General features: G+C 73.5%; 21 protein-coding genes and 1 pseudogene. 14 read left to right on the plus strand and 8 right to left on the minus strand.

Going from position 1 to position 22276, the window contains the following annotated elements; genetic code table 11:
- The first annotated feature begins 274 nt into the window (after positions 1–274).
- The gene (locus AVW11_RS16725) at positions 275–1732 is read left to right on the plus strand and encodes an RNB domain-containing ribonuclease (protein ID WP_030852687.1); all 1458 of its coding nucleotides are present in this window, start codon (positions 275–277) and stop codon (positions 1730–1732) included.
- A gap of 107 nt (positions 1733–1839) precedes the next feature.
- Here the strand turns inward: AVW11_RS16725 and AVW11_RS16730 are convergent, their stop codons facing one another.
- Both AVW11_RS16730 and AVW11_RS38020 read right to left on the minus strand, forming a co-directional pair.
- The gene (locus AVW11_RS16730; RefSeq protein ID WP_076044530.1) at positions 1840–2307 is read right to left on the minus strand and encodes a pyridoxamine 5'-phosphate oxidase family protein; all 468 of its coding nucleotides are present in this window, start codon (positions 2305–2307) and stop codon (positions 1840–1842) included.
- Positions 2296–2646: pseudogene (locus AVW11_RS38020) on the minus strand (VOC family protein); the annotation flags it as partial. The gene AVW11_RS16730 and the pseudogene AVW11_RS38020, both read right to left, overlap by 12 nt.
- A 146-nt stretch (positions 2647–2792) precedes the next feature.
- Between AVW11_RS38020 and AVW11_RS38980 the strand changes: the two are divergent.
- Complete coding sequence (locus AVW11_RS38980) at positions 2793–5747, plus strand: ATP-binding protein (protein WP_076044446.1); 2955 nt, start codon at positions 2793–2795, stop codon at positions 5745–5747.
- 108 nt (positions 5748–5855) lie between these two features.
- Here AVW11_RS38980 and AVW11_RS16740 read toward each other — a convergent pair whose 3' ends face one another.
- Positions 5856–6305, minus strand: a complete 450-nt coding sequence (locus AVW11_RS16740; protein ID WP_076044448.1) for an iron chaperone — start codon at positions 6303–6305, stop codon at positions 5856–5858.
- Between the two features lie 323 nt (positions 6306–6628).
- On the opposite strand from AVW11_RS16740, the gene AVW11_RS16745 reads away from it, so the two are divergent.
- Positions 6629–8707, plus strand: a complete 2079-nt coding sequence (locus tag AVW11_RS16745) for a SpoIIE family protein phosphatase (protein WP_076044450.1) — start codon at positions 6629–6631, stop codon at positions 8705–8707.
- 87 nt (positions 8708–8794) lie between these two features.
- On the opposite strand, the gene AVW11_RS16750 is transcribed toward AVW11_RS16745, so the two are convergent.
- The 3 genes from AVW11_RS16750 to AVW11_RS16760 all read right to left on the minus strand — a co-directional run bounded on the left by AVW11_RS16750 (position 8795) and on the right by AVW11_RS16760 (position 11646).
- Positions 8795–9226, minus strand: a complete 432-nt coding sequence (locus AVW11_RS16750) for a hypothetical protein (protein WP_030852702.1) — start codon at positions 9224–9226, stop codon at positions 8795–8797.
- Positions 9227–9395: 169 nt separating this feature from the next.
- Positions 9396–9779 carry a hypothetical protein gene (locus AVW11_RS16755; protein ID WP_060180782.1) on the minus strand — a complete coding sequence of 128 codons (384 nt, stop codon included), beginning with the start codon at positions 9777–9779 and terminating at the stop codon, positions 9396–9398.
- 370 nt (positions 9780–10149) lie between these two features.
- Positions 10150–11646: a serine hydrolase domain-containing protein gene (locus tag AVW11_RS16760; RefSeq protein ID WP_076044452.1), complete on the minus strand. Its 1497-nt coding sequence runs from the start codon at positions 11644–11646 to the stop codon at positions 10150–10152.
- A gap of 81 nt (positions 11647–11727) precedes the next feature.
- On the opposite strand from AVW11_RS16760, the gene AVW11_RS16765 reads away from it, so the two are divergent.
- From AVW11_RS16765 to AVW11_RS16775, 3 genes are all read left to right on the plus strand, one after another.
- Positions 11728–12384, plus strand: a complete 657-nt coding sequence (locus AVW11_RS16765) for a TetR/AcrR family transcriptional regulator (RefSeq protein WP_076044454.1) — start codon at positions 11728–11730, stop codon at positions 12382–12384.
- A 397-nt stretch (positions 12385–12781) separates the two neighbouring features.
- A complete protein-coding gene (locus AVW11_RS16770) occupies positions 12782–13342 on the plus strand; it encodes a hypothetical protein (protein WP_030852708.1) in 561 nt (186 codons plus the stop codon).
- Between the two features lie 235 nt (positions 13343–13577).
- A complete protein-coding gene (locus tag AVW11_RS16775) occupies positions 13578–13988 on the plus strand; it encodes a four-helix bundle copper-binding protein (protein WP_030852710.1) in 411 nt (136 codons plus the stop codon).
- Positions 13989–14167: 179 nt separating this feature from the next.
- On the opposite strand, the gene AVW11_RS16780 is transcribed toward AVW11_RS16775, so the two are convergent.
- Positions 14168–14656: a hypothetical protein gene (locus tag AVW11_RS16780; protein ID WP_240528194.1), complete on the minus strand. Its 489-nt coding sequence runs from the start codon at positions 14654–14656 to the stop codon at positions 14168–14170.
- On the opposite strand from AVW11_RS16780, the gene AVW11_RS16785 reads away from it, so the two are divergent.
- From AVW11_RS16785 to AVW11_RS16810, 6 genes are all read left to right on the plus strand, one after another.
- Positions 14657–15010 carry a hypothetical protein gene (locus AVW11_RS16785; RefSeq protein WP_076044458.1) on the plus strand — a complete coding sequence of 118 codons (354 nt, stop codon included), beginning with the start codon at positions 14657–14659 and terminating at the stop codon, positions 15008–15010.
- A gap of 191 nt (positions 15011–15201) precedes the next feature.
- Positions 15202–15633 carry a DUF6153 family protein gene (locus AVW11_RS16790; RefSeq protein ID WP_143568856.1) on the plus strand — a complete coding sequence of 144 codons (432 nt, stop codon included), beginning with the start codon at positions 15202–15204 and terminating at the stop codon, positions 15631–15633.
- A gap of 85 nt (positions 15634–15718) precedes the next feature.
- Positions 15719–16375 (plus strand): hypothetical protein, encoded by a 657-nt coding sequence (locus tag AVW11_RS16795; RefSeq protein WP_076044462.1) that lies wholly within the window; start codon positions 15719–15721, stop codon positions 16373–16375.
- A gap of 480 nt (positions 16376–16855) precedes the next feature.
- Positions 16856–17098: a chaplin gene (locus AVW11_RS16800; RefSeq protein WP_030852724.1), complete on the plus strand. Its 243-nt coding sequence runs from the start codon at positions 16856–16858 to the stop codon at positions 17096–17098.
- A gap of 571 nt (positions 17099–17669) precedes the next feature.
- Positions 17670–19292, plus strand: coding sequence for a sulfite oxidase (locus AVW11_RS16805; protein ID WP_076044464.1), 1623 nt, complete (start codon positions 17670–17672; stop codon positions 19290–19292).
- A 73-nt stretch (positions 19293–19365) separates the two neighbouring features.
- A complete protein-coding gene (locus tag AVW11_RS16810; protein WP_076044466.1) occupies positions 19366–19935 on the plus strand; it encodes a fasciclin domain-containing protein in 570 nt (189 codons plus the stop codon).
- A 109-nt stretch (positions 19936–20044) separates the two neighbouring features.
- Here AVW11_RS16810 and AVW11_RS16815 read toward each other — a convergent pair whose 3' ends face one another.
- Entirely contained in the window at positions 20045–20917 is an 873-nt protein-coding gene (locus AVW11_RS16815) for a DUF4394 domain-containing protein (protein ID WP_076044468.1), read from the minus strand.
- Positions 20918–21184: 267 nt separating this feature from the next.
- Here AVW11_RS16815 and AVW11_RS16820 point away from each other — a divergent pair, with 267 nt between their 5' ends.
- Together AVW11_RS16820 and AVW11_RS16825 are read left to right on the plus strand one after the other, a co-directional pair.
- Positions 21185–21517, plus strand: a complete 333-nt coding sequence (locus AVW11_RS16820; protein WP_060180767.1) for a metalloregulator ArsR/SmtB family transcription factor — start codon at positions 21185–21187, stop codon at positions 21515–21517.
- Positions 21514–22239 carry a DUF2071 domain-containing protein gene (locus AVW11_RS16825; RefSeq protein ID WP_060180765.1) on the plus strand — a complete coding sequence of 242 codons (726 nt, stop codon included), beginning with the start codon at positions 21514–21516 and terminating at the stop codon, positions 22237–22239. The genes AVW11_RS16820 and AVW11_RS16825 overlap by 4 nt, the downstream gene beginning before the upstream one ends.
- Positions 22240–22276 lie beyond the last annotated feature (37 nt).

Here is a 22276-nt window from a genome sequence, read left to right on the forward strand (position 1 = left end):
GGGCCTCGCCCTCATCGGCCGGGGCTGAGGCCCCCCCCCCCGGCGCCGACGCCGCCGGCCGCCGTGCCCGCCGCGCCGCCGGCGGACGGCGGCTCGGCCACGCCGGCGAGACACCCCGACGCACCCCCACGCACCGCGACACCCCCCGACGCCCCCACACACACACACACACACACCGCGACGCACCGCGATGTATCCCGCCATCCGATGGCGCCGCTGCGCCGCCCGGACCCGCCTGCGCGCCGGCCGGCGGCCACCGCCCTACGCTCAGGGCATGCGACGCCGCCCGATGCACATGTCTGACGAGGCCCAGGAAGCCCTGCACTCCGCGCTGGTGGAGCTCCGCGCGGAGCTGAAGGTCCCCCTGAGCTTCCCCAAGCGCGTACTCAAAGCGGCCGAAAAGGCGGCGACCCAACCGCAGCTGAACCACAAGGACGCCACCCACCTGCCGTTCTTCACGATCGACCCGCCGACCTCGAAGGACCTCGACCAGGCCATGCACCTGGAACGGCGGCCCGGCGGCGGCTACCGCGTGTACTACGCCATCGCGGACGTGGCGGCCTTCGTCAGAGCGGGCAGCCCTCTGGACACCGAGGCCCACGACCGCGTCGAGACGCTGTACTTCCCCGACCTCAAGGTGCCCCTGCACCCGCCCGTCCTCTCCGAGGGCGCCGCCAGCCTCCTGCCGCACCAGGACCGCCCCGCCCTGCTGTGGCAGCACGACCTCGACGCCCACGGCAACCTGACCGACTCGTCCGTGAGCCGGGCCATGGTCCGCAGCCAGAACCGCTACGACTACGCCGGCGCCCAGCAGGCCATCGACAACGGCACCGCGGCGGAGCCCCTCACCCTGCTGCGCGAGATCGGCGAGCTGCGGGAGGCCGTCGAGATCGCACGCGGCGGCATCTCGGTGAACCTGCCGGACCAGGAGGTCACCCTCGACGAGAACGGATCGCTGCGGCTGCACTACGCGGCGGCGCCGCCGGTCGAGGGCTGGAACGAGCAGATCTCCCTCATGACCGGCATGTCCGCGGCCCAGATCATGCTCGACACCGGTACCGGCATCCTGCGGACCCAGAGGGAGCAGGCCGATCAGAACGTGGTCAAGCGCCTGCACGGCCTCGCGGAGGCCCTGGGCATCGTCTGGCGGCCCGGCATCTCCTACGCCACGCTGGTCCGCAAGCTCGACCCCCGCAACCAGCGGCACATGGCCTTCCTCAGCGAGGCCACCGGCACGATGCTCAAGGCGCAGTACACCGTCTTCCGCGACCACCGGACGCCGGAGCACACCATGCACGCGGCGATCGCGGCCCCCTACGCCCATTGCACGGCGCCGCTGCGACGCCTGGTCGACCGGTACACCGGTGAGCTGTGCGTGGCAGCGTGCGCGGACAAGGCCCCGCCGAACTGGGTGCTCGACGCCCTGTCCTGCATCCCCTGCGACATGGCACGGGGCAAGAGCGCCCTGGCGGACCGGCAGACCGTGGACCTGGCCGAGGCCGCGATGCTCAAGGACCGCGTGGGCCAGGTGTTCGACGCCGCGGTCATCGACACCGACGCGGAGCGGGGCAGGCCGCACGAGGGCAAGGTGTTCCTGGCCGACCCCGCCGTGCTGGCCAAGGTCGTCTCGGACAACGGCCTGGACCTCCAGCTCGGATCCAGCGTCAGGGTCACGCTCAAGCGGGCGAACCCCGCCGCGGACGAGGACAAGGTCCTCTTCACCTTGCCCTGAGCCCGGCCCACGGACCGCCCGGCCCACGGACCGCCGGGCGGCCGGTGGGACCGCGCCGCGGACCGGGCAGGAAGCGGCGGGCGTCCGTCGGACGAGCCGGGCGTCCGTCAGACGAGCCAGCGGCCCTCCCGCATCAGTTCGCGGTCGGCCAGCTCGTCCTCCTCGCGCCAGGCCTGGATGCGGTGCGGGGTGATGTGGAACCAGCGGTAGAGCGTGGTGAGCGCACGCGGGTCGAAGCCGGTGCGTGCGGCGAAGCGGTCACCGCGTTCCTGCGGGAGGGCGTCGATGTCGAGGACCTCCACGGTGCCGTCGATCATGGTGACGTCCCGGGTGGGACCGAGCGCGAGGCGGACGGTCCCGGCAGCGGCCAGGTTCCTGCCGGTGGGGCTGTCCGCAGGGGTGGCCACCCGCAGGACCCGGCCGTCCCAGTCGAAGGACAGCGGCACCAGGTACGGTGCGCCGTCGGCGGACGCGGTCGCCACCCAGACGTCGACGTCGTGGGCGAGCCGGTGCTCGGTGTCCAGACGGCGCCGGGCGCGGGAGCGGGGGGTGGCGCCCGCCCCGTCCTGGAGCAGGCCGACGACGTTGCCGTCGGGGTCGGCCACCGTGGCCACCAGCCGACCGCCGCCGACGTCGTGCGCGGACTCGGTCACGCGCGCGCCCGCCGCGGCCGCCGCGGCCAGCGCCGCCCGGATGTCCGCCACCTGCCAGTAGGCCACCGGCGACGTCATCGCCTGCGGTCCGCCGCCCGGCACCAGCCCGACATGCTGCCCCCCGGCCTCGAAACCGACGTAGTAGGGCGAGTCGTTGCTCGGCGGCACACCGAGCAGGGCCGCGAACACCCCCTTCGCCCTCCCCAGATCGGACACCGGGTGGAGCACGGTCCTGATTCCCGACGTGGACGAGCCGGACATGGCACTCCCTTGAGGTCATGGGCCGCAGCCGACCCGTTGCGTGTGCCGTCACAGCGTCCCGCCCGGCACGGGCGGCCGGCATCCGTGGCGACCACGGAGACGAGCACGGAGCCGGAGCGCGGACGGGTGTGCGACACAATGAGGCCATGGGAGAAGCAGCGAACATCTCGCCCCGCGAGGCCGAGGTGCTGGAGCTGGTCGGAGACCACCTCAGCAACGCGGAGATCGGGGCACGGCTGTACATCTCGGTGCGCACGGTGGAGACCCATGTCTCCTCCCTGCTGCGCAAGTTGGAGGTCCCCGACCGGCGGGCGCTGGCCCGGCGCGCGTCCGACCGGACGCGCACCGACCGGCGGCGCCCGGCACCGGCACTGCCGATTCGTCTGACCCCGTTCATCGGCCGGGCGGGCGAGCGGGCCGCGCTGACCGCGATGCTCGAGGAGCACCGGCAGGTGACCGCCCTCGGCCCCGGCGGGGTCGGCAAGACCCGGCTCGCGCTGGCCGTGGCCTCCGACGCCGCCGACGCGTTCACCGACGGGGTGTGGTTCGTCGACCTCGTCCCGGTCACCGATCCCGCCATGGTCGCCACCGCGGTCGCCGAGGCGCTCGGCCTCGGCGAGCAACTGGGCCACGACATGGCCGAGTCGGTGGCCGCCGCCCTCGCCGACCGCCACGCCCTGCTGGTGCTGGACAACTGCGAACACGTCGTGGACGGGGCGGCACTGTTCCTCGAACACCTGTTGGCCGCCTGCCCCCGCATACGGGTGCTGGTGACCAGCCGGTCCCGCCTGATGGTGCCCTTCGAGCGGGTGTACCCGGTCCCCGCGCTGTCCCTGCCACCGGCCGGCGACGCCGGCGGCGACGCCAGCGGCAGCGGCGACGGCGGCTCGGACGCGGTCAGGTTGTTCATCGACAGGGCCACGTCGATGGGCCGGCCCCTGGATCCCGCCCAGCACGGCCAGGTCGCCGAAATCTGCGAACGCCTCGACGGCATGGCACTGGCGATCGAGCTGGCCGCCGCCCGGTACCCCACCCTCGGACTCGACGGCATCACCGCCGCCCTGGCCCACCCGCTGCGCATGCTCACCGGAGGCTCCCGCGCACAGGACCGGCACCGCTCGGTGCGGGCGGCGCTGGACTGGAGCCACGACCTGCTGGACCCGGCCGACCGGGCGCTGCTGCGCCAGGTGTCGGTGTTCGTGACACCGTTCACCGCCCCGGCGGCGGCAGAGGTCACCGGCTTCGACGCGGCGAGCGTCGCCGACGGGCTGGCCCGACTCGCCGAACAGAGCCTGCTGGCCGTCACGTTCTCCCCGGACGGCACCCGCTACCGGGCGCTGGAAACGCTGCGCCAATACGGGGCCGACCGCCTCACCGAGGCCGGCGAACTCCACGACACCCGCGCCCGGCACCTGAACTGGTGCCTGGCCCGAAGCGCCGAACTGGCGCTGCCGGCAACGGACTGGCGGGCCCGGTTCGACCGGGCGGCCGACGAACTGCGCGCCGCCCTGGCATGGGCGGAGCACCGGCCGGAGCAGCGCGCGGACGCCCACCGCCTCGCCCGCGCCCTGGCCGAACTGGCCTTCACCCGTCACCTGATCGCAGAGTCCCAGCAGCGGTACGAACAGGCCGCCGCACTCGCGGACACCCCCGCCGACACGGCGGCGATGCTCCGGCACGCCGCAGCCGTGGCCGCCTGCCGCCTGCACGGCGACGACATGCACCGCCTGGGCCGGGCGGCCGCGGACGCCGCCCGCCGGGCGGGCGACACCGCCGCGGCCGCCCGCGACCTGGCGGCCGCCGCCAGCAACGCCTACCGGTTCTCCAGCAAGTTCGTCCGCGACCTCCCGCCGCAGGAGGCCGACGCGCTCATCGCCCAGGCGCGGGAACTGGCCGGCGCCGACCCCTCCGCCCGGGCCGCGCTCGCCCTGGCCGAAGCCGGACGAGCCCTCACCCGCGCGATCGCAACCGCCCACACCGCGGCGGCCGACGCCCCCCGCGAAACGCCCCCCTGCGACACCCCTGCCTCCCCAACGCCACACGCGGCGAGCGGCCCCACCGGCCCGACCGCCCGGGAAGCCGTCGCGTCCGCCGAACGAGCCGTCGAACTCGCCCGCCTCGACGGCGACCCGCTCGCACAGTCCGCCGCGCTCGACACCCTCGCCGGCGCGCTGAGCTGGGCCGGGGACGCGTTCGCGGCAGCGGCGACGGCGCGGCGCCGGGTCGAGCTGCTCTCATCCGCCCCGGCCGGCCCGTCCGGCCTGTACGTCCCGGCCGGCCCGTACGCCCCGTACGCCTCGGGCGGCCCGGCCGCCACCCACGAGCTGATCGAGGCGCTCGGCGAGGCCACCGAAGCCGCCCTCGGGGTGGGGGACCTGCCCGGCGCCCGCCACTGGGCACGGCGACTCGCGGACCATCCGCAGCTGGCCGAGGTCGGCCACCGCGCCACGGGCCGGCTCCTCGTCGCCGAGACCCTGGCGGGCGACGCCGAGCAGGCCCTCACCACCGGCCTGCGGTTCCGCGACGCCTGGCAGCGGGCCGGCCGCCCCGCCCGCGCCGTCCTCGGCCCGCCCGCGGCGGCGATGGCGACGATCCACGGACTGCGCGAGGACCCCGAAGCCCGCCGGGACTGGAACACGCTGCTCACACACGTCGACCCCTCCCCGTGGAACACCCTCGGATACGGGGCGGTCTTCGACGCCATCCTCATGCTCCACCAGGGGCGGCCCCAGGCAGCCCTGGAACGGACGGCCCCCGAACCCGCACAGGTACGGCAGTGGACCACCTGGATCTGGCTCCACTGGTACGTGGCACTACGCGCCGAGGCCTCCGTGCTCGCCGGGGCCCCCGACGCCGCCGCCCGCCTGGCCGAAGCCCGGACCGCCGTGGCCGGCAACCCTGTCGCCACCGCCCTCGTGGCACGCGCGACGGCACTGCTGGACGCCGACACCCCGCAACTCCTCGCCACCGCCGCCGCGTTCGACGCCGCCGGCTGCCGCTACCAGTCGGCACGGACGCTGGTCCTCGCGGGCGGCGAGCACACCGCCCGCGGCGCCCGTGCCCTCACCGGCCTCGGTCTCGCCCCGATGGCCGTCCGGTAGCCGCGCCCAGGCACGGCCGGCACCGGCGAACGAGCGCGGCGGCGGCCGCGGATACCGGTCCGACCCCTGGCCGGACCGGCGACCGGCATCCGGCCGGACCGGCGCGTCTCACACCGCCCGCTTCACGAGCTCGGCGATCCGCGCCTCCACCTCGTCCGTCACCTCGGCCAGCGCGAAACCGGCCGCCCACATCGGACCGTCGTCCAGCGCCGCCACATCGCTGAAGCCGAGCGTCGCGTAGCGCGCCTTGAACTTCTCCGCGCTCTGGAAGAAGCAGACGACCTTGCCGTCCAGCGCGTAGGCGGGCATCCCGTACCAGAGCTTCGGCGCGAGGACCGGGGCGTTGGCGGTGACGACGGCATGGACGCGCTCGGCCATGACCCGGTCCGACTCCTGCATCTCGGCGATCTTCGCCAGCACGTCCCGCTCCGCCTCGGCCGCCTTCTGCGCGGCCGAGCCGCGGCGCGCGGCCTTCTTCTGCTCCAGGGCGTGCGCCTTCATCGCGGCCCGCTCCTCGACGCTGAACCCCTCGTACGTGCTGCTGGCGGTGCCGGCCATGGTCCACTCCCTCGATCGTCGGTCACGACCGGCCCGGTCTGCTGCCGGGCCGATCGCCGTGACCACAGATTGCCCCGGCCGGGGCACCGGCCGCCTCCGTGCCGGCCACGGAGAGCACCACGGACCACGAGTCGGTGCCGGACCCCGGCGGCCCCGTCACCACCGTGGCGTCGCAGGAAACAGCACCCGGGGCAGAGGGGCCCTCGGCGTGGCGCGGCGGCCCGTGCTGACGGGCTGGTCTACATGTGGGGACGAGCGTGAACGGTCGGGTGCCCGGGACGGCGCCACCGGCGGCGGACCCGCGGCGACAGAGGGTGGTGGCGATGGGCCGGGGTGACTCGACCAGTGCTGTGGACGGCCCGGAGGCGGCGTTGCTGGAGGCCCTCTTCGGCCAGTCCCCCGTGGGTCTGCACGTGTTGGACACCGACCTGCGGATCGTACGGATCAACGCTGCCACCCCTGCCATGCGGCACGTGCGGATGCAGGACGTGGTCGGACGCCGCTTCGAGGAGGTCTACCTTCCCCTTCTCCAGGACGCGGCCGCCGCCGCGTCCCTCGTCCGGGGGGTGCTGGACAGCGGCCACCCCGTGGTCGGGCACGTCGTGCAGGCCCACCCCGCGACCGACCCCGGGCGCCGCAACTTCTACGAGATCTCCGCCTTCCGCCTCCAGGCACCCCTCGGACAGGTCCTGGGCGTCGCGCTGATCGCGGTGGACGTCAGCGAGCGGGAGAGGGGGCGGGCCCGCACGGCGGTCCTGGACGCCGTACGCCGGGAGGTCGGACGGTCCCTCGACGTGGTCGCCACCTGCCAGGAACTGGTGGACACCCTCGTCCCGGCTTTCGCCGATGTCGCGGTCGTCGAAGTGGTGGACGCCGTCGTGCGGGGAGAGGAGCCCCGCCCGTCCCCCCTCGCGCCGGGCGTCCCCCTGCGCCGGGCCGCGTTCCGCAGCAGCGGCGACGCCGGAGCCCACGAGCCGCAGGCCCACCTGCTGGGCGACGTACGCAGCCTCCCCGCCCCCACCCCGTACACCCAGGCGCTCGCCGACCTGCGCCCCCGGGTGGTGGCGCTGGACGGCGACCTGCCATGGGTCGGAGCCGACCCGGACCGGACCGAGGCGATCCGCCGGTCGGGAGCACACACCCTCATCACCGCCCCGCTGGCCGTCCGGGGCACCGTACTGGGCCTGATCAGCCTCTACCGCACGCGACAGCCGGTCCGCTACGACGCACCCGACGCCGACCTCGTCCTCCAACTCGCCGACCACACCGCCCTGTGCATCGACAACGCCCGCCGCTACACCCGGGAACACGCCATCGCCGCGACGGTCCAACGCCACCTGCTGCCCCGCCGCCCCCTCTCACGCACGGCACTGGAGACGGAGCACCTCCTCGTACCCGCCGAAGGGGTCGGCCAGTGGTACGACACCATCGCCCTGTCCGGAGCCCGCACCGCACTGGTCGTGGGCACCGTCGCCGGCAGCGGCATCCACACCGCCACCGCCATGGGACAGCTGCGCACCGCCATCCGCTCCCTGACCGCCTTCGACCTGCCACCCGACGAACTCCTGGCGCGGCTGCACGGCACCGTCGCCTCCCTGGCCGCCGAGCGCGCCGGCCTTCCCCCCTCCGACCCCCTCCACCAGCAGGTACTCACAGCCACCTGCGCGTACGCCGTGCACGACCCGCTGAACAGGACCCTCACCGTCGTCGGCGCCGGCTCCCCGGCCCTCACCCTGATCCCGCCGGACGGCCGCGCCCGCGCACTGCAACCCACCTCCGGCTCCCCGCTGGGCGGCCCCGAGCGCACCCCCTTCGCCGCCTCCACCTTCGACGTCCCCGACGAGAGCCTCGTCGTCCTGTCCACCCTCCCCGTCCCCGCCCTGGACGTGCTCGGCCGCTCCCCGAACACCGACGGCCGGCCGCTGGCCGACCTGCGCGACGACGTCCTCTACGCGCTTCCTCCCGAGAGCCGCACCACGCCCGCCGCGATCCTGCTCGCCCGGACCCGTGCCTTCCCCGCCGAGAACGTCGCCACCTGGCAGCTCCAGGCCGCACCCACGGCCGCGGCGACCGCCCGGCACCACGTACGCCGGCAGCTCACCGCGTGGAACGTGCCCGAGCAGACCGCCCTCAACACCGAACTCATCGTCAGCGAGTTGGTCACCAACGCCGTCCGCTACGGCAAACCCCCTCTGGAGCTGCGACTCCTCCACGACCGCACACTCGCCTGCGAACTCCGCGACGCCGGCGTCGCCGCCCCCCACCTGCGCCACGCCGGTCCGGCCGACGAGGGCGGCCGCGGCCTCTTCATCGTCGGCGAGCTCGCCGACGACTGGGGCGTGCGCTACGACGATCACGGCAAAACCATCTGGACCGAACAGAGCCTCACACCACGCCGATGACCCCGGAGTACGACGTGCCGCCGTCCGCCGGGAGACGGGGTGCGCGCGAGCGCCGCATCCCCGCCCCCTTGGGGCCGGGAGCGGACGTCAAGGGCTGTGATCGGGGTGGCCGGGCGTGCGCCGGCGCTCCTTCAGGCGAGCCTCGTGCAAGTGGTCGCGGCCTCGGCCCAGCTCGGCGACGATCGCCTGCTCGATCGCGGCGAAAGGCCGGTAGTAGGTGTCGTTGTACGCCTCGACGATCTGGAAGGTCCAGTGCCCCGGGATGACGTTCCGCCCGAGGATCTCCTGCTCCACCAGGCGCGCCTGCGACTCGTGTCCCGCTTCCCGCAGCAGCCGGACGGCGTCGTCCAGCTGGAAATCGGCGGTGCCCGTCAGCTGGTGGAACCCGTACAGGTGCCCTCGGGCCCGTTCGGTCGTCTCCAGGGCCTTGGACAGGGCGCCCAGCGCGGCGACGGTCTTCTCACTGACCCCATCGGGTACCTGGTGGGCATCGTCCGGTGACTCGTTCACCTGCACCATTGAGCCCCACGATTCGGCGCAGACGCCGACGACACGAGTATCGCCGGGGGACTCGGGTGTCCCGGACCGGTCCGGGCAGGTACGCGGCGGAGCACGTCGAGGGCCGCGCGGCAGCCGGTCCGGCTGTCCTGAGCGGAGGCGCGGCGGGACCGGTCCGGCGGGCGCGGGGTCAGAAGACGGTGACGGTGAACGGGTTGTCCACGTAGTTGCCGTTGAGGTCGTAGGTGTAGACGGTGACCGAGTCCGGGCCGCAGACGGCGTTGGGCGTGGTGCTGAAGCTGCGGCGGTTGGAGTTGGGCAGTTCCACGTGGACCACGCTGAACGCGAGATTCACCTGCTCGCTGACGTTCACGCAGTACCGGCCGGTGTTGACGTGCCGTACCCAGTCGATGTTCTTCGCCCGCAGCAACGCCCCGGAGCCGGAGACGTCGGCCGCGGCCTGGACGTAGGGGGAGGTGATCGGCCTCGGGTCGGCTGCCACGGCGTTCGCGGGGGCGGCGAGTGCCCCGGTCATGGCGACGGCGGCCGGCAGGACGAAGAAGAAACGGATCATATGACTTCACTCCGGACTGTGGCGTACTGCAGCGAGGTACGGGTGGTGGCCATACTCGGCCGGTCCGCGCGGCGGTGTGCCCGCCGCGCCGAGCCGCATCGGCCCAACGGGGTCGAAAGCTACCCGTGCGGCCCTGCCGGAAGACCGGCCGCCGGCGCCGCGAGGAGGCGACGGCGAAGACGCCCCCCAGCCGGACGAGGCATGCCGTGCACGGCAGGGGACCTCCGCAAGACGGCAGACGGCAGACGGCGGCGCGGCTAGCGGGTGCCGCGCGAACGCGGTGGCGGCAGGCGGGACCGGGAGCCGGCCGATGCGAAGCATGCCGCCGGTTTCGCCCCCCGGGCGGCGGCCGCCGAACAGCGGGGGCCGGCTAACGCGCCACTGCGGTGCGCCTGCCGGTGTACGCGGCGGCGAGCTGCAGGGCGACCGTGGCGGTCCCGGCGGCAACTGCCGCGCACAGGGCGATGAACGCGTCGGGTGTCCAGGTCCACAGGGCCCGGGGGCCGACGAGAGCGAGGGCGGCCGCCATGGCGGCCCAGGGCAGGCCGCCGGCCAGACACCACAGGACGGTAGGGGCGATGCGGCGGGGGACGGGCCGTCGGCGGAGCAGGCGGGCCGAGTGCAAGGCCGCGGCGAGGAGGACCAGCGCCAGGGCGGTGAGGCTCCAGACGGTGGCGTGGTAGGGCGCGGCCGAGGGGGCGTCGGCGGGGGCGGTGCCTCCGGCGAGGATGCGGGCGGCGCCCAGGCCGACCTGCATGACCGCCCCGTCGTGGAGGAGGCCGTGGAGATTCTGCTGGAGGACGAGGGCGAGGTTCCGCTCCGGCAGGAGGAAGAGCATCGCCGAGTAGCCGGGGGTGGCGCCGGTGTGCCAGATCGCGGTGTCGAGAGGGGCTGGAAGACCGCCGACGCGCCAGCCGAGTCCGTATCCGGTCTCGGCGCCGGACGGCTGGAGACGGCCCGGTTCGCGCATGAGGCGGACGGACTCCGGGGCCAGGACGGTCGTGCCGTTGCCGGCCCTCCCGGACCGCAGCTGCAGGGAGGCGAAAGCCGCGAGGTCGTTCAGGTCCCCGCCGGTGTAGCCGTAGGCGGCGCCGTCGTCGTCCACACCGTCCGCGATCGCGGACGGTACGCCCCACAGGAGCTGGTGCCCGGGCGGGAGGTTGCGCTCGCGGGCGGACGCCCGGTCGGCGATCGCCCTGTGCATGCCGGCCGGGCGCAGGACGCCGTCCCTGAGCTGGTCGGCGAAGGGCCGGCCGGTCACGGACTCGACCACGGCGGCCAGGACGAGGTAGTTGGCGCTGCTGTACGCGTACGTGGTGCCGGGCGGCCCGAGGGGCCGTACGCCGTCCAGTGCGGCGAGGCGCTCCCCCGCGCCCGGGCAGTCGGCCTCGACGCAGTCGGCCACCTTGAAGGTGGCCGATTCGGGAAGGCCGGCGGTCTGCTGGAGCAGGTGGCGGACGGTGACCCGCGAGGCGTGGCCCTCGCCGCCGAAGCGAAAGGCCGGCAGGCGGTCGACGACCGGGTCCTCGAGTCGCAGCCGCCCGTCCTGCACGAGGGTCATCACGGCGCTCGCGGCGATCGGTTTGGCGACCGAGCCCCACAGGAAGGGGGTGTGGGCCGTGACGCGTTCGCCGTGCCCGTCCACTCCCCAGGCGCGGACGTGGATCGGCCCCTGCGCTGCCACCACGGCGTAGGCGAGTCCGGGTGTGCCGGTGGCCTCCATGCGCTCGCGCACGTAGGCGTCCATCGCCGCGAAGCGGTCCGCCGGGACGGGCGGGTGCGTCGCTGCCGGCGCCTCGCCCGAGGGAAGCAGGGCGAGCAGGAGGGAGGTTGCCGCCGCGGTGGCGCGTCGGAGCAGGCTGGGCATGGGGAGCTCGTCCTTCCGTAGGACACGGCCGGATAACCGTATGGGGATACGGTTATAACCGTACGCTGGTACGGTTATCAAGTGCCGAGAACCGCCGACCACGAACAGCGCCGCCGTCAGATCGCCGCCGCCGTCAGCCAGTTGATCTCCGAGGACGGGCTCGACGCCGTCACCGTCGCGCGCACGGCCGCCACAGCGGGCATGTCCGTCGGCCTGGTGCAGCACTACTTCCGCACCAAGGACGAGATGCTGCTCCACGCCTTCCGTGAGATCTCCGCCCACATCCGCGCCCGCGTCGAGGCGCGCATCAGGGACGGCGTCGCGCACCGCCGGCCCATCGCACGGGTCATGGCAGAGGTGATGACCGAGTACATCCCCCTGGACCAGGCCCGCCGCACCGAGTACCGCGTGGCCCGCGCGTTCGCCGGCCGCGCCCTGGACGCCCCCGCCCTCGCCGAGGTCGACACCGAGACCGCACGGAAACTGCGCGAGGACATCGCCCGCGCCGTCCACAACGGCAAGGAGTGCGGCGAGGTCGAGGAGGACCTCGACCCGCTACCCGCTGCCGTACGCCTCGCCGCCGTCATGGAGGGACTCGCCCTCCAGGTCTACCGCGAGCCCGAGGGCGCCGCGGGAGCGGCGATGGCCCGGCTCGTGGCCCCCCTGCTCGACGACGAGATCGCCGCCGTCTTCACCGGCGAGTGCCGCCAGTACGCAGGACAGGCGGCGCGCCCCTGAAGGCGCCCCCGCCAACAGACCCCCGACAGGCCGCCCAGCGGGCCGGCCTGCCCGCCCCGGCGCCGCCGACCACGCCCACATGCGGCCCGCTCCGCCCGGTGGAATAGTGGGGAACGGGCAGGCCCCCGGGGGTGTGGACGACCACAGACCCCCACAGGCCGCCGCCGACTCCGCCTCCTTTCACCGAGGCCGACGCCGGGGCCGGGCCGAAGACGCCGACACCGCAACCGCAACCGGCCGGAACCGGGACCGGGCATTCCCGCCGGCGCTGAGGCCTGCCGCCGAGAAGACACCTCCACCCCACCGCCGACACCCCTGCGCGAGGCACGACAGACGTGCGCGGGCGGGGCCCTCGTCGGGCGAAGCGGCTGCCTTCAGCCGAGGGAAGGGACATCTCATGCGAAAGACCCTGTCCACCGCGGTCGTGGCTGCTGTGGCGTTCAGCGGATGGACCACCGTCACCGTGCACGCGGCCGACGCAGCCGAACGGGCCGCACCCGGCGCCACCTGCTTCCTCTCGGAAGGCCCCAACAACACGTTCGGCGTGTCGGGCGAAGGGTTCAGGCCCGGCGAACGCGTCACCGTGAAGAACTCCCAAGGCACCACGGTGCGCACGACCACAGCCATCACAGGAGGCTTCTTCGAAGTCACCGGGCTGCCGAACGACACCTACAGCGCCGCGGGACGTCGGGTCCGGGCGATCTGCCCGAAGTGGGTGTCGGACGAGGAGGCCGCGATCAAGTGCACCGTGACCAAGGGCCCGGGAGCGACCTACGGAGTGTCCGGCAGGGGATTCCCGGTGGCGGAGACGGTCACGTTGAAGAACTCCTCCGGCACCGTCGTGGACACCACCCGAACCATCCAGGACGGGTTCTTCGAGTTCACCGGCATCCCCAACGACACCTACACCGTCACCTCCAAGTTCGCGAAGGTGACCTGCCCCAAGGCCGCCGAGTAGCGGCCCCCACGGCGCGCCGCCACCGGTCTGATCGGCCGCGACCAGGGCCACACGGTGGTCCGCGCCCACTACCGAACCTCCCCGCACCCGCCGCCCGCCGTCCGGGGCTCCCTCCTCCCGGGGTGCCCCGGACGGCTTCGCGCGCCACGCTGGTGGTGAGCCGCACACGCCGGGCTGCCCCAGGCGAGGCCATCCCGGCCGCGCCGGCCCGCGCGGCGCGAAGGGGGCTGCCGCGATGTCCAGCACCGTCAAGGACATGCTCGCCACCTACCCCGCCGACCTCGGGGACATCGACCAGGCCAAGCTGACCCGCTGCATCGAGGAGTGCATCGCCTGCGCGCAGGCGTGTACCGCGTGCGCGGACGCCTGCCTCTCCGAGGGCATGGTCGGCGACCTCGCCAAGTGCATCCGCACCGACATGGACTGCGCCGACATCTGCACCGCCACCGCCGCGGTCCTCTCCCGCCACACCGGCTACAACGCCCACATCGCGGCCGTGATCCTCACCGCCTGTGCCGCCGCCTGCAAGGCCTGCGCGGAGGAGTGCTCCCGCCACGCCGACATGCACGAGCACTGCCGCATCTGCGCGCAGGCCTGCCGCTCCTGCCGGCAGGCGTGCGACGACCTCCTCGGAGCCCTCGGCTGACGACCAGCAGCCAGGCCCCGTCGCAGCCGCCGCCGGCGCCCCGCCGATTGAAGGGAAAGCGGGGTCCCCGGCCTCCGCCGCAGCCCGGGAGCCCGCCGCCGGCACCGGGCGGGTCAGCAGCTGACCCCAGCCCACGAGGAAGGGCCGCCGATGCCCGGCGGACTTCCTCGTGCGCGGCTTCAGACCGACGCCGGCATCCCCGGGCCCTGCTCGCGCCGGCGGCGCCGGATCCCATAGCGGGTCATCCCGCGGGGCTTGAACACCGACAGCCCGGCCGCCGTCAGCAGGACCACGATCGCGGCCCCGGCATCGGCCACCAGCTGGATCCGCATGCCTTCAAGCTCCCCACCGACCAGGGCGGCCCGGGCGGCGTCGGCCAGATGTCCGACGGGCTGCATGTGCACCAGCAGCAGCACGGTGGCCACGACGGTGATCAGCAGCTTCGCGATCACCCAGTAGTGACGCATCAACCCCCACACCGTGCCGAGCGACTGCACCACGCCCGTCACCAGCGTGGCGATGCTCAGCGGCACGATCACGAACCACCCCACCACCTCCATCGCCACGTACGCCGCCCGCACCGTTTCCGGGGAGGAACTCGTCAGCCCGGCCAGGGCCAGGGCGAGGAAGGCCGCCACGGAGCCGAACCAGCCCAACGAGGCGGTCACGTGCGCGGTCAGCGCCGCCTTGCGCAGCCGCGGCCCGAACACCGTCACGGCGCGTGCCCCACGGCCGTCGCGACCGCCTACGCCGACCTCGCCCGGCAGCGCCACGGCGGAGAACTGGCCGCCCTCCTCCACCAGAGCGAACACGTCAGCCACGCCGAACAGCACCTGACCGGCCTGCTGACAGCCCTCATCACCGAAGGCGCCCACAGCGCGGACCTGCGCGACGACGTACCGCCCGCCGAACTCGCCGCCTACTGCCTGCACGCCCTCACCGCCGCCTCCGCCCTCCCCTCCCAAGCCGCGGTCGACCGACTCGTCGCCGTCACCCTCGGAGCCCTGCGCCCGCGCCCCTGACCACGCCTCACAGGCGACGGATCCCCATCAACGCCGCCGGCCATCAGAGCGCGCAGGCCACGGCGAAGCGCAGCACAGCCAGTCCACGGACACCGCACAGACGTACCCCCGCCCGGTGCTATCTTCCTTCCAGTCCGGGTGGGGAAGCCCTGCTGGCCCCCCACCGCCAAGCCCTCCTACGGTCGTGAGGCGTGATCTCAGGCAACGTCCGTCGCGGCCGGCCCAAGGGAGCGTTGCTGCGCGCGACCCTCCTCGCGGTGGTACTTGCCCTCTTCGCGATGCACGTCCTGGCCTCCCACCAGCCCGTCCACAGCGGCCACGCCACCGCGATCCCGCGCGTGGACGCACCTGCGACGACCGCGCACACGCACTCCCACGCCGCTCCCGCCGACGCCGCCGCACCATTGCACGGCCCGCCCGGCCCGGACGGCGAATGCGACCACGGCGGAGTCGAAGAGAGCTGCCTGGCGCTGCTGTACATCGTCGCCGCCCTCTTCACATTCGCCCTCAGGCGCGTCGGCACCAACGGAGTCCTGCGCCCCTGGGCAGCACGCACGTACTCCTGGACCAGCCGCACCGGCGACCCGCCCTGCCTTCACCGACTTTCGATCCTGCGCTGCTGAGAGCTGCACCCGCGTGACGCCGCACCACCGGTGCCGGCGCACTTCTGCATGCCCTCACCGTCAAGATCCGAAAGGCACGACCCGAGTGACCACCGTTATCGAACCCGAGCGCCGCCAGAATCCCCCCACGAGGCATCGCCGCCCCGCCTTCGACAAGAAGTCGCTCCCGGCCCGCTACACGGGCCAGATGCTCTACTTCATGGGCGCCGCCCTCATCGCCGGCGCGGTCGTCCACTACCCGATCGACCCCTCGCTGTACGCGATCATCTGCGGCGTCGGCGCCGTCGTGTTCCTCCTGGGCACCATCGTCAACGAGTTCGTTCTGGCTGATGAGCGTCCCGCCGTGGGCCAGGCGTTCTCTCTGGTCGCGTTCTCCCTGCTGCTGTCCTTCGGTGTCGGCATGGTCGGCGGCGGCATCCAGCACTTCGAGCAGTTCCCCGAGCGCAGCGCCTGGATGACCCCCATCGGCCTGCTCATGTCGTACGTTGCGTTCGTCGCCAAGGACTCCAAAGGCCGCTGGCGGCACCTCGTCAGCCCGTTCGCAGCGGTCGTCGTCGTCATCTCGGCCCTCACCTGGCTGGGCATGATCACCCTCGCCGGCGCCATCGGTTCCGGCGGCGGCCACGACCACGGCTCCACGACGGGGACGCCCGCGAAGCCGGACCAGGCTCCCGCCGAGTCGGCCCCCCCGTCCAAGGCCCCCGCCGAGCCGGCACAGGACGGCCACTCCCACAGCCACTGACCCCGCTTCGCCACGCCGGGCCCGCGCGGCCGGCTCTCGGCGCATCGAGCGCGGGGGAGCGGTACTGCACGGGTACGGACGCGTACCGCACCGCGCCCGGCCACACCCTCAGGTGCGGCCGGGCGCGGTCGCGGTCGGGGCGCAGGCCCCCTCCCACGGGAAAAACGCGGATCCGGCCGGTGGGTGGGGGCCCGGCCCGGGCGCGGGCGGCTTGTTCCCGCCCACCAGAAGGCCCCGAAGCGGAGGTTGGTCCAGGAGCTCACGGAGACGCCGGAGCGCGGGCCGTGAGCCGTCAGCCGTCAGCCGATCCAGGCCGGCACGGCGTGCCGTTCGCCCGCCCGGGTGAACCCGCGGGCCTGGGCCCAGCCGCAGGCCGGGGGAGTGCGAAGGACGGGGTGAGGGCCCCGCATTCACACGGACCCTCACCGGCCGTGGGGGACCTCCGCACGACCGGGAATCCTCTCCTGATGGAGGCAGAAGATGACGATTCGTGTCCTCAAGAGCCTGGCGGTGGCCGCTGCGACCGGTGCCGTGGTGATCGGCGGTGCTTCGCTGGCGGCGGCCGACGCGGGCGCGCAGGGCGTGGCCGCGTACTCGCCCGGGGTGGGCTCGGGCAATCTGATCCAGGTCCCGATCCACATCCCGGTCAACGCCTGCGGCAACACGGTCAGCATCATCGGCCTGCTGAACCCCTCGTTCGGCAACACCTGCATCAACGCCTGACCCGGCACCGCTGAAGACCCCGGTCCGCCGCCGAGAAGACGGGGTGCGGGGGACCGGCGGCCCGTTCCGCCGCGCGGGCGGGAGGCACACTGACACCTCCCGCCGCACACACACCGCGCGCCGGAACGGCCCCGCTGCGGGTGGAGGCCGGCAACCGCCACCCGCAGCACCCCACCCAGGCTCGCAGCACCCCACCCGGGCCCGCCTCACCGCTCCGCCCGCCACCCCCTCCACGCGGACACCACGGCGCCCTCACCGCAGCCACCGCAGCCACCACATCGCGCGAGCCGGCCAAGGCCGCCACCGGAGCCGCTTCCTCTGTCGCTCACCGGCGTCCATACCCGGCCGACACCTCCCACGGCCCGTTCCGCGCCCAGTCCTCCTCGCCGGTTCGGGCACCGCACCTGGCGGCCTCGGGACGCCGCCCGGGCCCCCGCCCGCCCCTCGGCCGCGGTGAACCAGCGCCCCCGGGAGGCTGCCCACGCGGTTCCGGACCGCGACGCCGACCCCTTCCCACGCGGGGACTCATTCGTTCGGGTGACAGGCCAATCCGCCTGACGGGTGCCGCCGAATGGCGCATGTGAGCAGCTTCCGTACCACCGTCACCCGGGCCGGCCTCAAGGCCCTGTCCGGCCTGCTGGCCGGGTGCACCGCGCTGGCGGTGGCCGTGCTGACGGCCGCCCTGGTGCGGCCCGCGGCCGGACCGGTGACCGTGGTCGGGGGCGCGGTCATCGACCGCACTCCGGCCGCGGTGAAGGACTTCGCGATCCGCACCTTCAAAGAGCACGACAAGCTCGTCCTCCAGCTCGGCATCCTCGTCCTGCTGGGCCTGTTCGCGATCGCCCTGGGCATCCTCGCCCTCCGCCACCGGCGGGCGGGGGCGGCCGGGGTGCTGCTGTTCGGGATCATCGGTGCGGCCGCCGCCCTGAGCCGCCCCGACAGCGCCGGGGCGGCGGACGCCCTGCCCTCCGTGGCCGGCGCGGTCGCAGGCGCCGCCGTGCTCCACATCCTCGCCGGCAGAGCCGACCCGACCGGCACGCCGCACAGCGCCGACCGCAGCGGGTCCGGCCCGAGCCGGCGGGGGTTCCTCAACGCCGCTGCCGCCACCGCGGCCGCGGCAGCCACCGCCGGAGCGCTGGGCCAGGTGCTGTCCGGGCAGCGGGGGCAGGGAGCCGTCACCTCGCGCAACGCCCTCCGCCTGCCCGCCCCCGCATCCCCCGCTCCCGCGGTCCCGGCCGGCACCCAGCTGAAGGTGGACGGCATCAGCCCGTTCACCACGCCCGTACGGGACTTCTACCGCGTCGACACCGCACTGTCCGTCCCCATGGTCGACGCCGGCACCTGGCGGCTGCGCCTCCACGGCAAGGGCGTCCCCCGCCCCCGCACCTACACCCTCGACGAACTCCTGCAACGCCCGCTGATCGAACGGGACATCACCCTGACCTGCGTCTCGAACGAGGTCGGCGGCCCCTACCTGGGCAACGCCCGCTGGCTCGGCGTACCCCTGGCCGACCTGCTCGCCGAATGCGGGGTGAAACCGCCGTCGAAGGGCGGCGACGCCGACCAGCTGGTCGCCCGCTCCGTGGACGCGATGACGCTCGGCGCGCCCGTCGAGGACGTCATGGACGGCCGCGACGCGATGCTCGCGGTCGGGATGAACGGCGAACCGCTGCCGTTCGACCACGGCTTCCCCGTCCGCATGCTCGTCCCGGGCCTGTACGGGTACGTGTCGGCGTGCAAGTGGATCACCGACATCGAGCTGACCACCTTCGACGCCTACGACCCGTACTGGGTGAAGCGGAAGTGGGCCCGCCGTGCACCGGTCAAGACCCAGTCCCGCATCGACACCCCCAAGCCCTTCGCGCGCCCCGCCGCCGGCCCGGTCACGGTCGCCGGGGTCGCCTGGGCCCAGGGCCGCGGCATCACCCGCGTCGAGGTCCGCATCGACGACGGCCCCTGGCAGGACGCCGACCTGGCTGTCCAAGCAGGCGTCGACACCTGGCGCCAGTGGTCCTACCCCTGGCAGGCCACTCCCGGCGGGCACACGATCACCGTCCGCGCCACCGACGGCACCGGCCAGGTCCAGACCGAGCAGCGGGCGCGGACGATCCCCGACGGGGCGAGCGGCTGGCACAGCGTCTTCGTCACCGTCCCCCAGAACCCCGGCCGGCCCACCCAGGGCCCGGCCCGGTAGCACCACCCCGACCCACCTGACCCACCTGACCCACCCTGACAGACCGACAGAAGCTCAAGGGGAGCAACTGATCATGAACAGCCTGAAGATCCGCCGTACCGCGATCGCCGTCGCCGCAGCCGCCGTGCTGCCCCTCTCCCTCGCCGCCTGCTCCGACTCCGGCAGCGACACCAAGGCAGCACCTCCCGCAGCTGCCGGTGATGAGGCCAAGACCGGGGCAAGCAGCCCGAAGGGCGACTCTGCGACCGGCGACGAGCCCTTCGGCACGGCCTGTGCCGGTGTCCCGAAGGAGGGCGCGGGCTCGTTCGACGGCATGGCCAAGGACCCGGTCGCCACCGCCGCCTCCAACAACCCGGCGCTGTCCACGCTGGTCGCCGCCGTCAAGCAGGCCGGCCTCGTCGACACCCTCAACAACGCCAAGGACATCACCNNCAAGATCCTCACCTACCACGTCGTCGGCCAGAAGCTCACGCCGAAGCAGCTGGAGAACGGCAGCTTCGAGACCCTGCAGAAGGGCATGGTCAACACCTCCGGCTCCGGGGAGTCCTACATGGTCAACGACACCTCGAACGTGGTCTGCGGCAATGTGAAGACGGCCAACGCCAACGTCTACATCGTCGACACCGTCCTGATGCCCAAGTAGCCCATCAGGCGCCGAACGGCGCGGAACTCGAGTGGGAGCGAGCGCAACGCCCGGTGGCCCGGCACCTCCGAGTTCGGAGGTGCCGGGCCACCGGCACGAGCGGGGTCGGCTACTTCTGGTCGATGGGCAGGGCCAGGTCGGTGACCTGCTGGTTCCTCGGGAAGGCGCCCTTGTCGGTGGCCCTGCCCGTCAGCACGTCGATGCCGTAGAGCCGGTAGCCGCCGCCGGTGCCGAGGGCGGCGAAGCCGTGGTTGGTGCCGGCAGCGGCGTCGTAGTGGATGTCGAAGCCGGAGTCCAGGCCGGCGTTGACGCCGAGGCTGCCGGTGGGAGCCAGGGCGCCGGCGTTCGCCGGGGACTGCAGGGAGATCCGGTCGGCCATCGTGTCCAGGTCGAACAGCGAGGTCGCGGTGGCGGCGTTCAGGTCGTTGTTGGTGTAGGCGGCGCCGGTGACGCCCCTCGCGGTGGACGGCGGCGTGGTGGGGTTCGTCAGGGTCCCGTCGACGGTCGTGGTCAGCGGCGCGGCCGCGTCGTCGATGTTGTGGCGCAGGTTCTGGCCGGTGTCGGAGATGACCCGCAGCCGGTTCGCGGCCGGGTTGAAGTCGACCCCGAACACGGTGCCGGCCAGGGCGACGGTCAGCTGGGACACCTTCACGGCCCTGGCGTTCGTGGTGTTCAGGGTGTAGATCCCGCCCCTGTCGCCGACGCCGTACAGCATCTCGTTCTGCACGCGGAAGTCGATCCCGACGAGCTTGGTGTCACCCCGCAGCCCGGAGACCTTGCCCAGCGACCAGGTCCTGGACGGCCTGTCCACGTCGAACTCGACCAGGCGCTGGTCCCCGGTCAGACCGATCGCGCTCAGGCCGCCCTTGCGCTCCACCGCGGGCAGGGTCTGTGGCTCGGTGCCGGCCGCGGCGAGCGCGGGAGCCGCGCAGAGAGCGGCCAGGACGACGGCGGTGGCGGCGGTAACGGTGCGGTATCGCATGCGTTCTCCCAGATCGGATGCGTCGGCCCGGGCAGGCCGATGTCTTGCGGGGGTTCGCCACCGAGTCCGCATCAGACGGGTCCGGCCGCCGGAGGCCACCCGCATGGACCAGTGCACGCCTGCCGCGTTGCTCCGATCGCAGGACTCACCGAGGGGCGCGCCGGGAAACGGCCCAGTTGGCGGGCTGAGCCGCAGCGGCCGGCCACACTCCTGGCGGAGGTCGCGAACCCCTTGTTAGATACTTAGCTAATATGCTAAATATCGAGCATGACAGAAGCTCAGGATGAGGCGGGAGCCTTCCGGGCCCTCGCCGATCCGACGAGGCGACAGATCCTCGAGGACCTCAGAGGCGGCGAACTCGCCGCCGGCGAGATCGCGGCCAGGTTCGCGATCAGCGCGCCCTCCATCTCGCGACATCTCGGCGTGCTCAAGGGAGCCGGACTGGTCACCGAGCGACGGGAGGGCAACCGGATTCTCTACACGCTGGCCGAGGACCGCCTGGCCACCAGCATCGGTCGGTTCCTCAGCGCCGTCTGCCCCGAGCAGATCGTGCTTCGCCACACCAAATGGCGCGCCGGGGCGCAGAACGAGGGATCATGAGGCAGCCGCGACTGTCCAGCGTCATTGAACGACGGCTACTGGTGAACTACCGAGTCGCCCCCGATGCCGCAGCACGCCTGCTCCCCGGGCCACTGCGCCCCCAACTGGTGCACGGCTACGCGGTTGCGGGCATCTGCCTGCTGCGCCTGGGAAGTGTCCGGCCGGCCTGGGCACCCAAGGCGTTCGGTCTGCGGAGCGAGAACGCGGCACATCGAATCGCCGTCGAGTGGGACGGACCGGACGGCGTCGAGACCGGCGTCTACATTCCCCGACGCGACACCGCCTCGCGGCTCAACGCCTGGGCCGGAGGCCGCCTCTTCCCCGGCGAACACGGCCGAGCCGACTTCGAGGTGCACGAGACGCCCGGTCGGATGCGCGTCGCACTGGAAACCCGGGACGGTGACACCCGAGTGGATGTCACCGTCGAACTCTCCGACGAGCTGCGAGGCAGCGAGCTCTTCGCCGATCTTGCCGAGGCTTCCCGCTTCTTCCGAGACGGGGCAAAGGGCTTCTCGGCCACCGCCGCCGGCCGCCACCTGGATGGCATGGAACTGCGGACCAACGCCTGGCACGTCGAAGCCGGCCGGGTCCGCTCCGCCGCGTCGTCCTTCTTCGACGACCCGGACTGCTTCCCACCGGGGAGCGCGACCCTGGACTGCGCTCTGCTTATGCGCGACGTCCCCGCCGGCTGGCGGCCACTCCCGGCCATGGCTGCCGAGTAGCGTGCTCAACTCGCCAACCCAAGCGCCCCGTCACAAC

Origin of the sequence: Streptomyces amritsarensis (assembly GCF_001953875.1) — a bacterium.
In the GTDB taxonomy this organism is placed as follows: Bacteria; Actinomycetota; Actinomycetes; order Streptomycetales; family Streptomycetaceae; genus Streptomyces; species Streptomyces amritsarensis.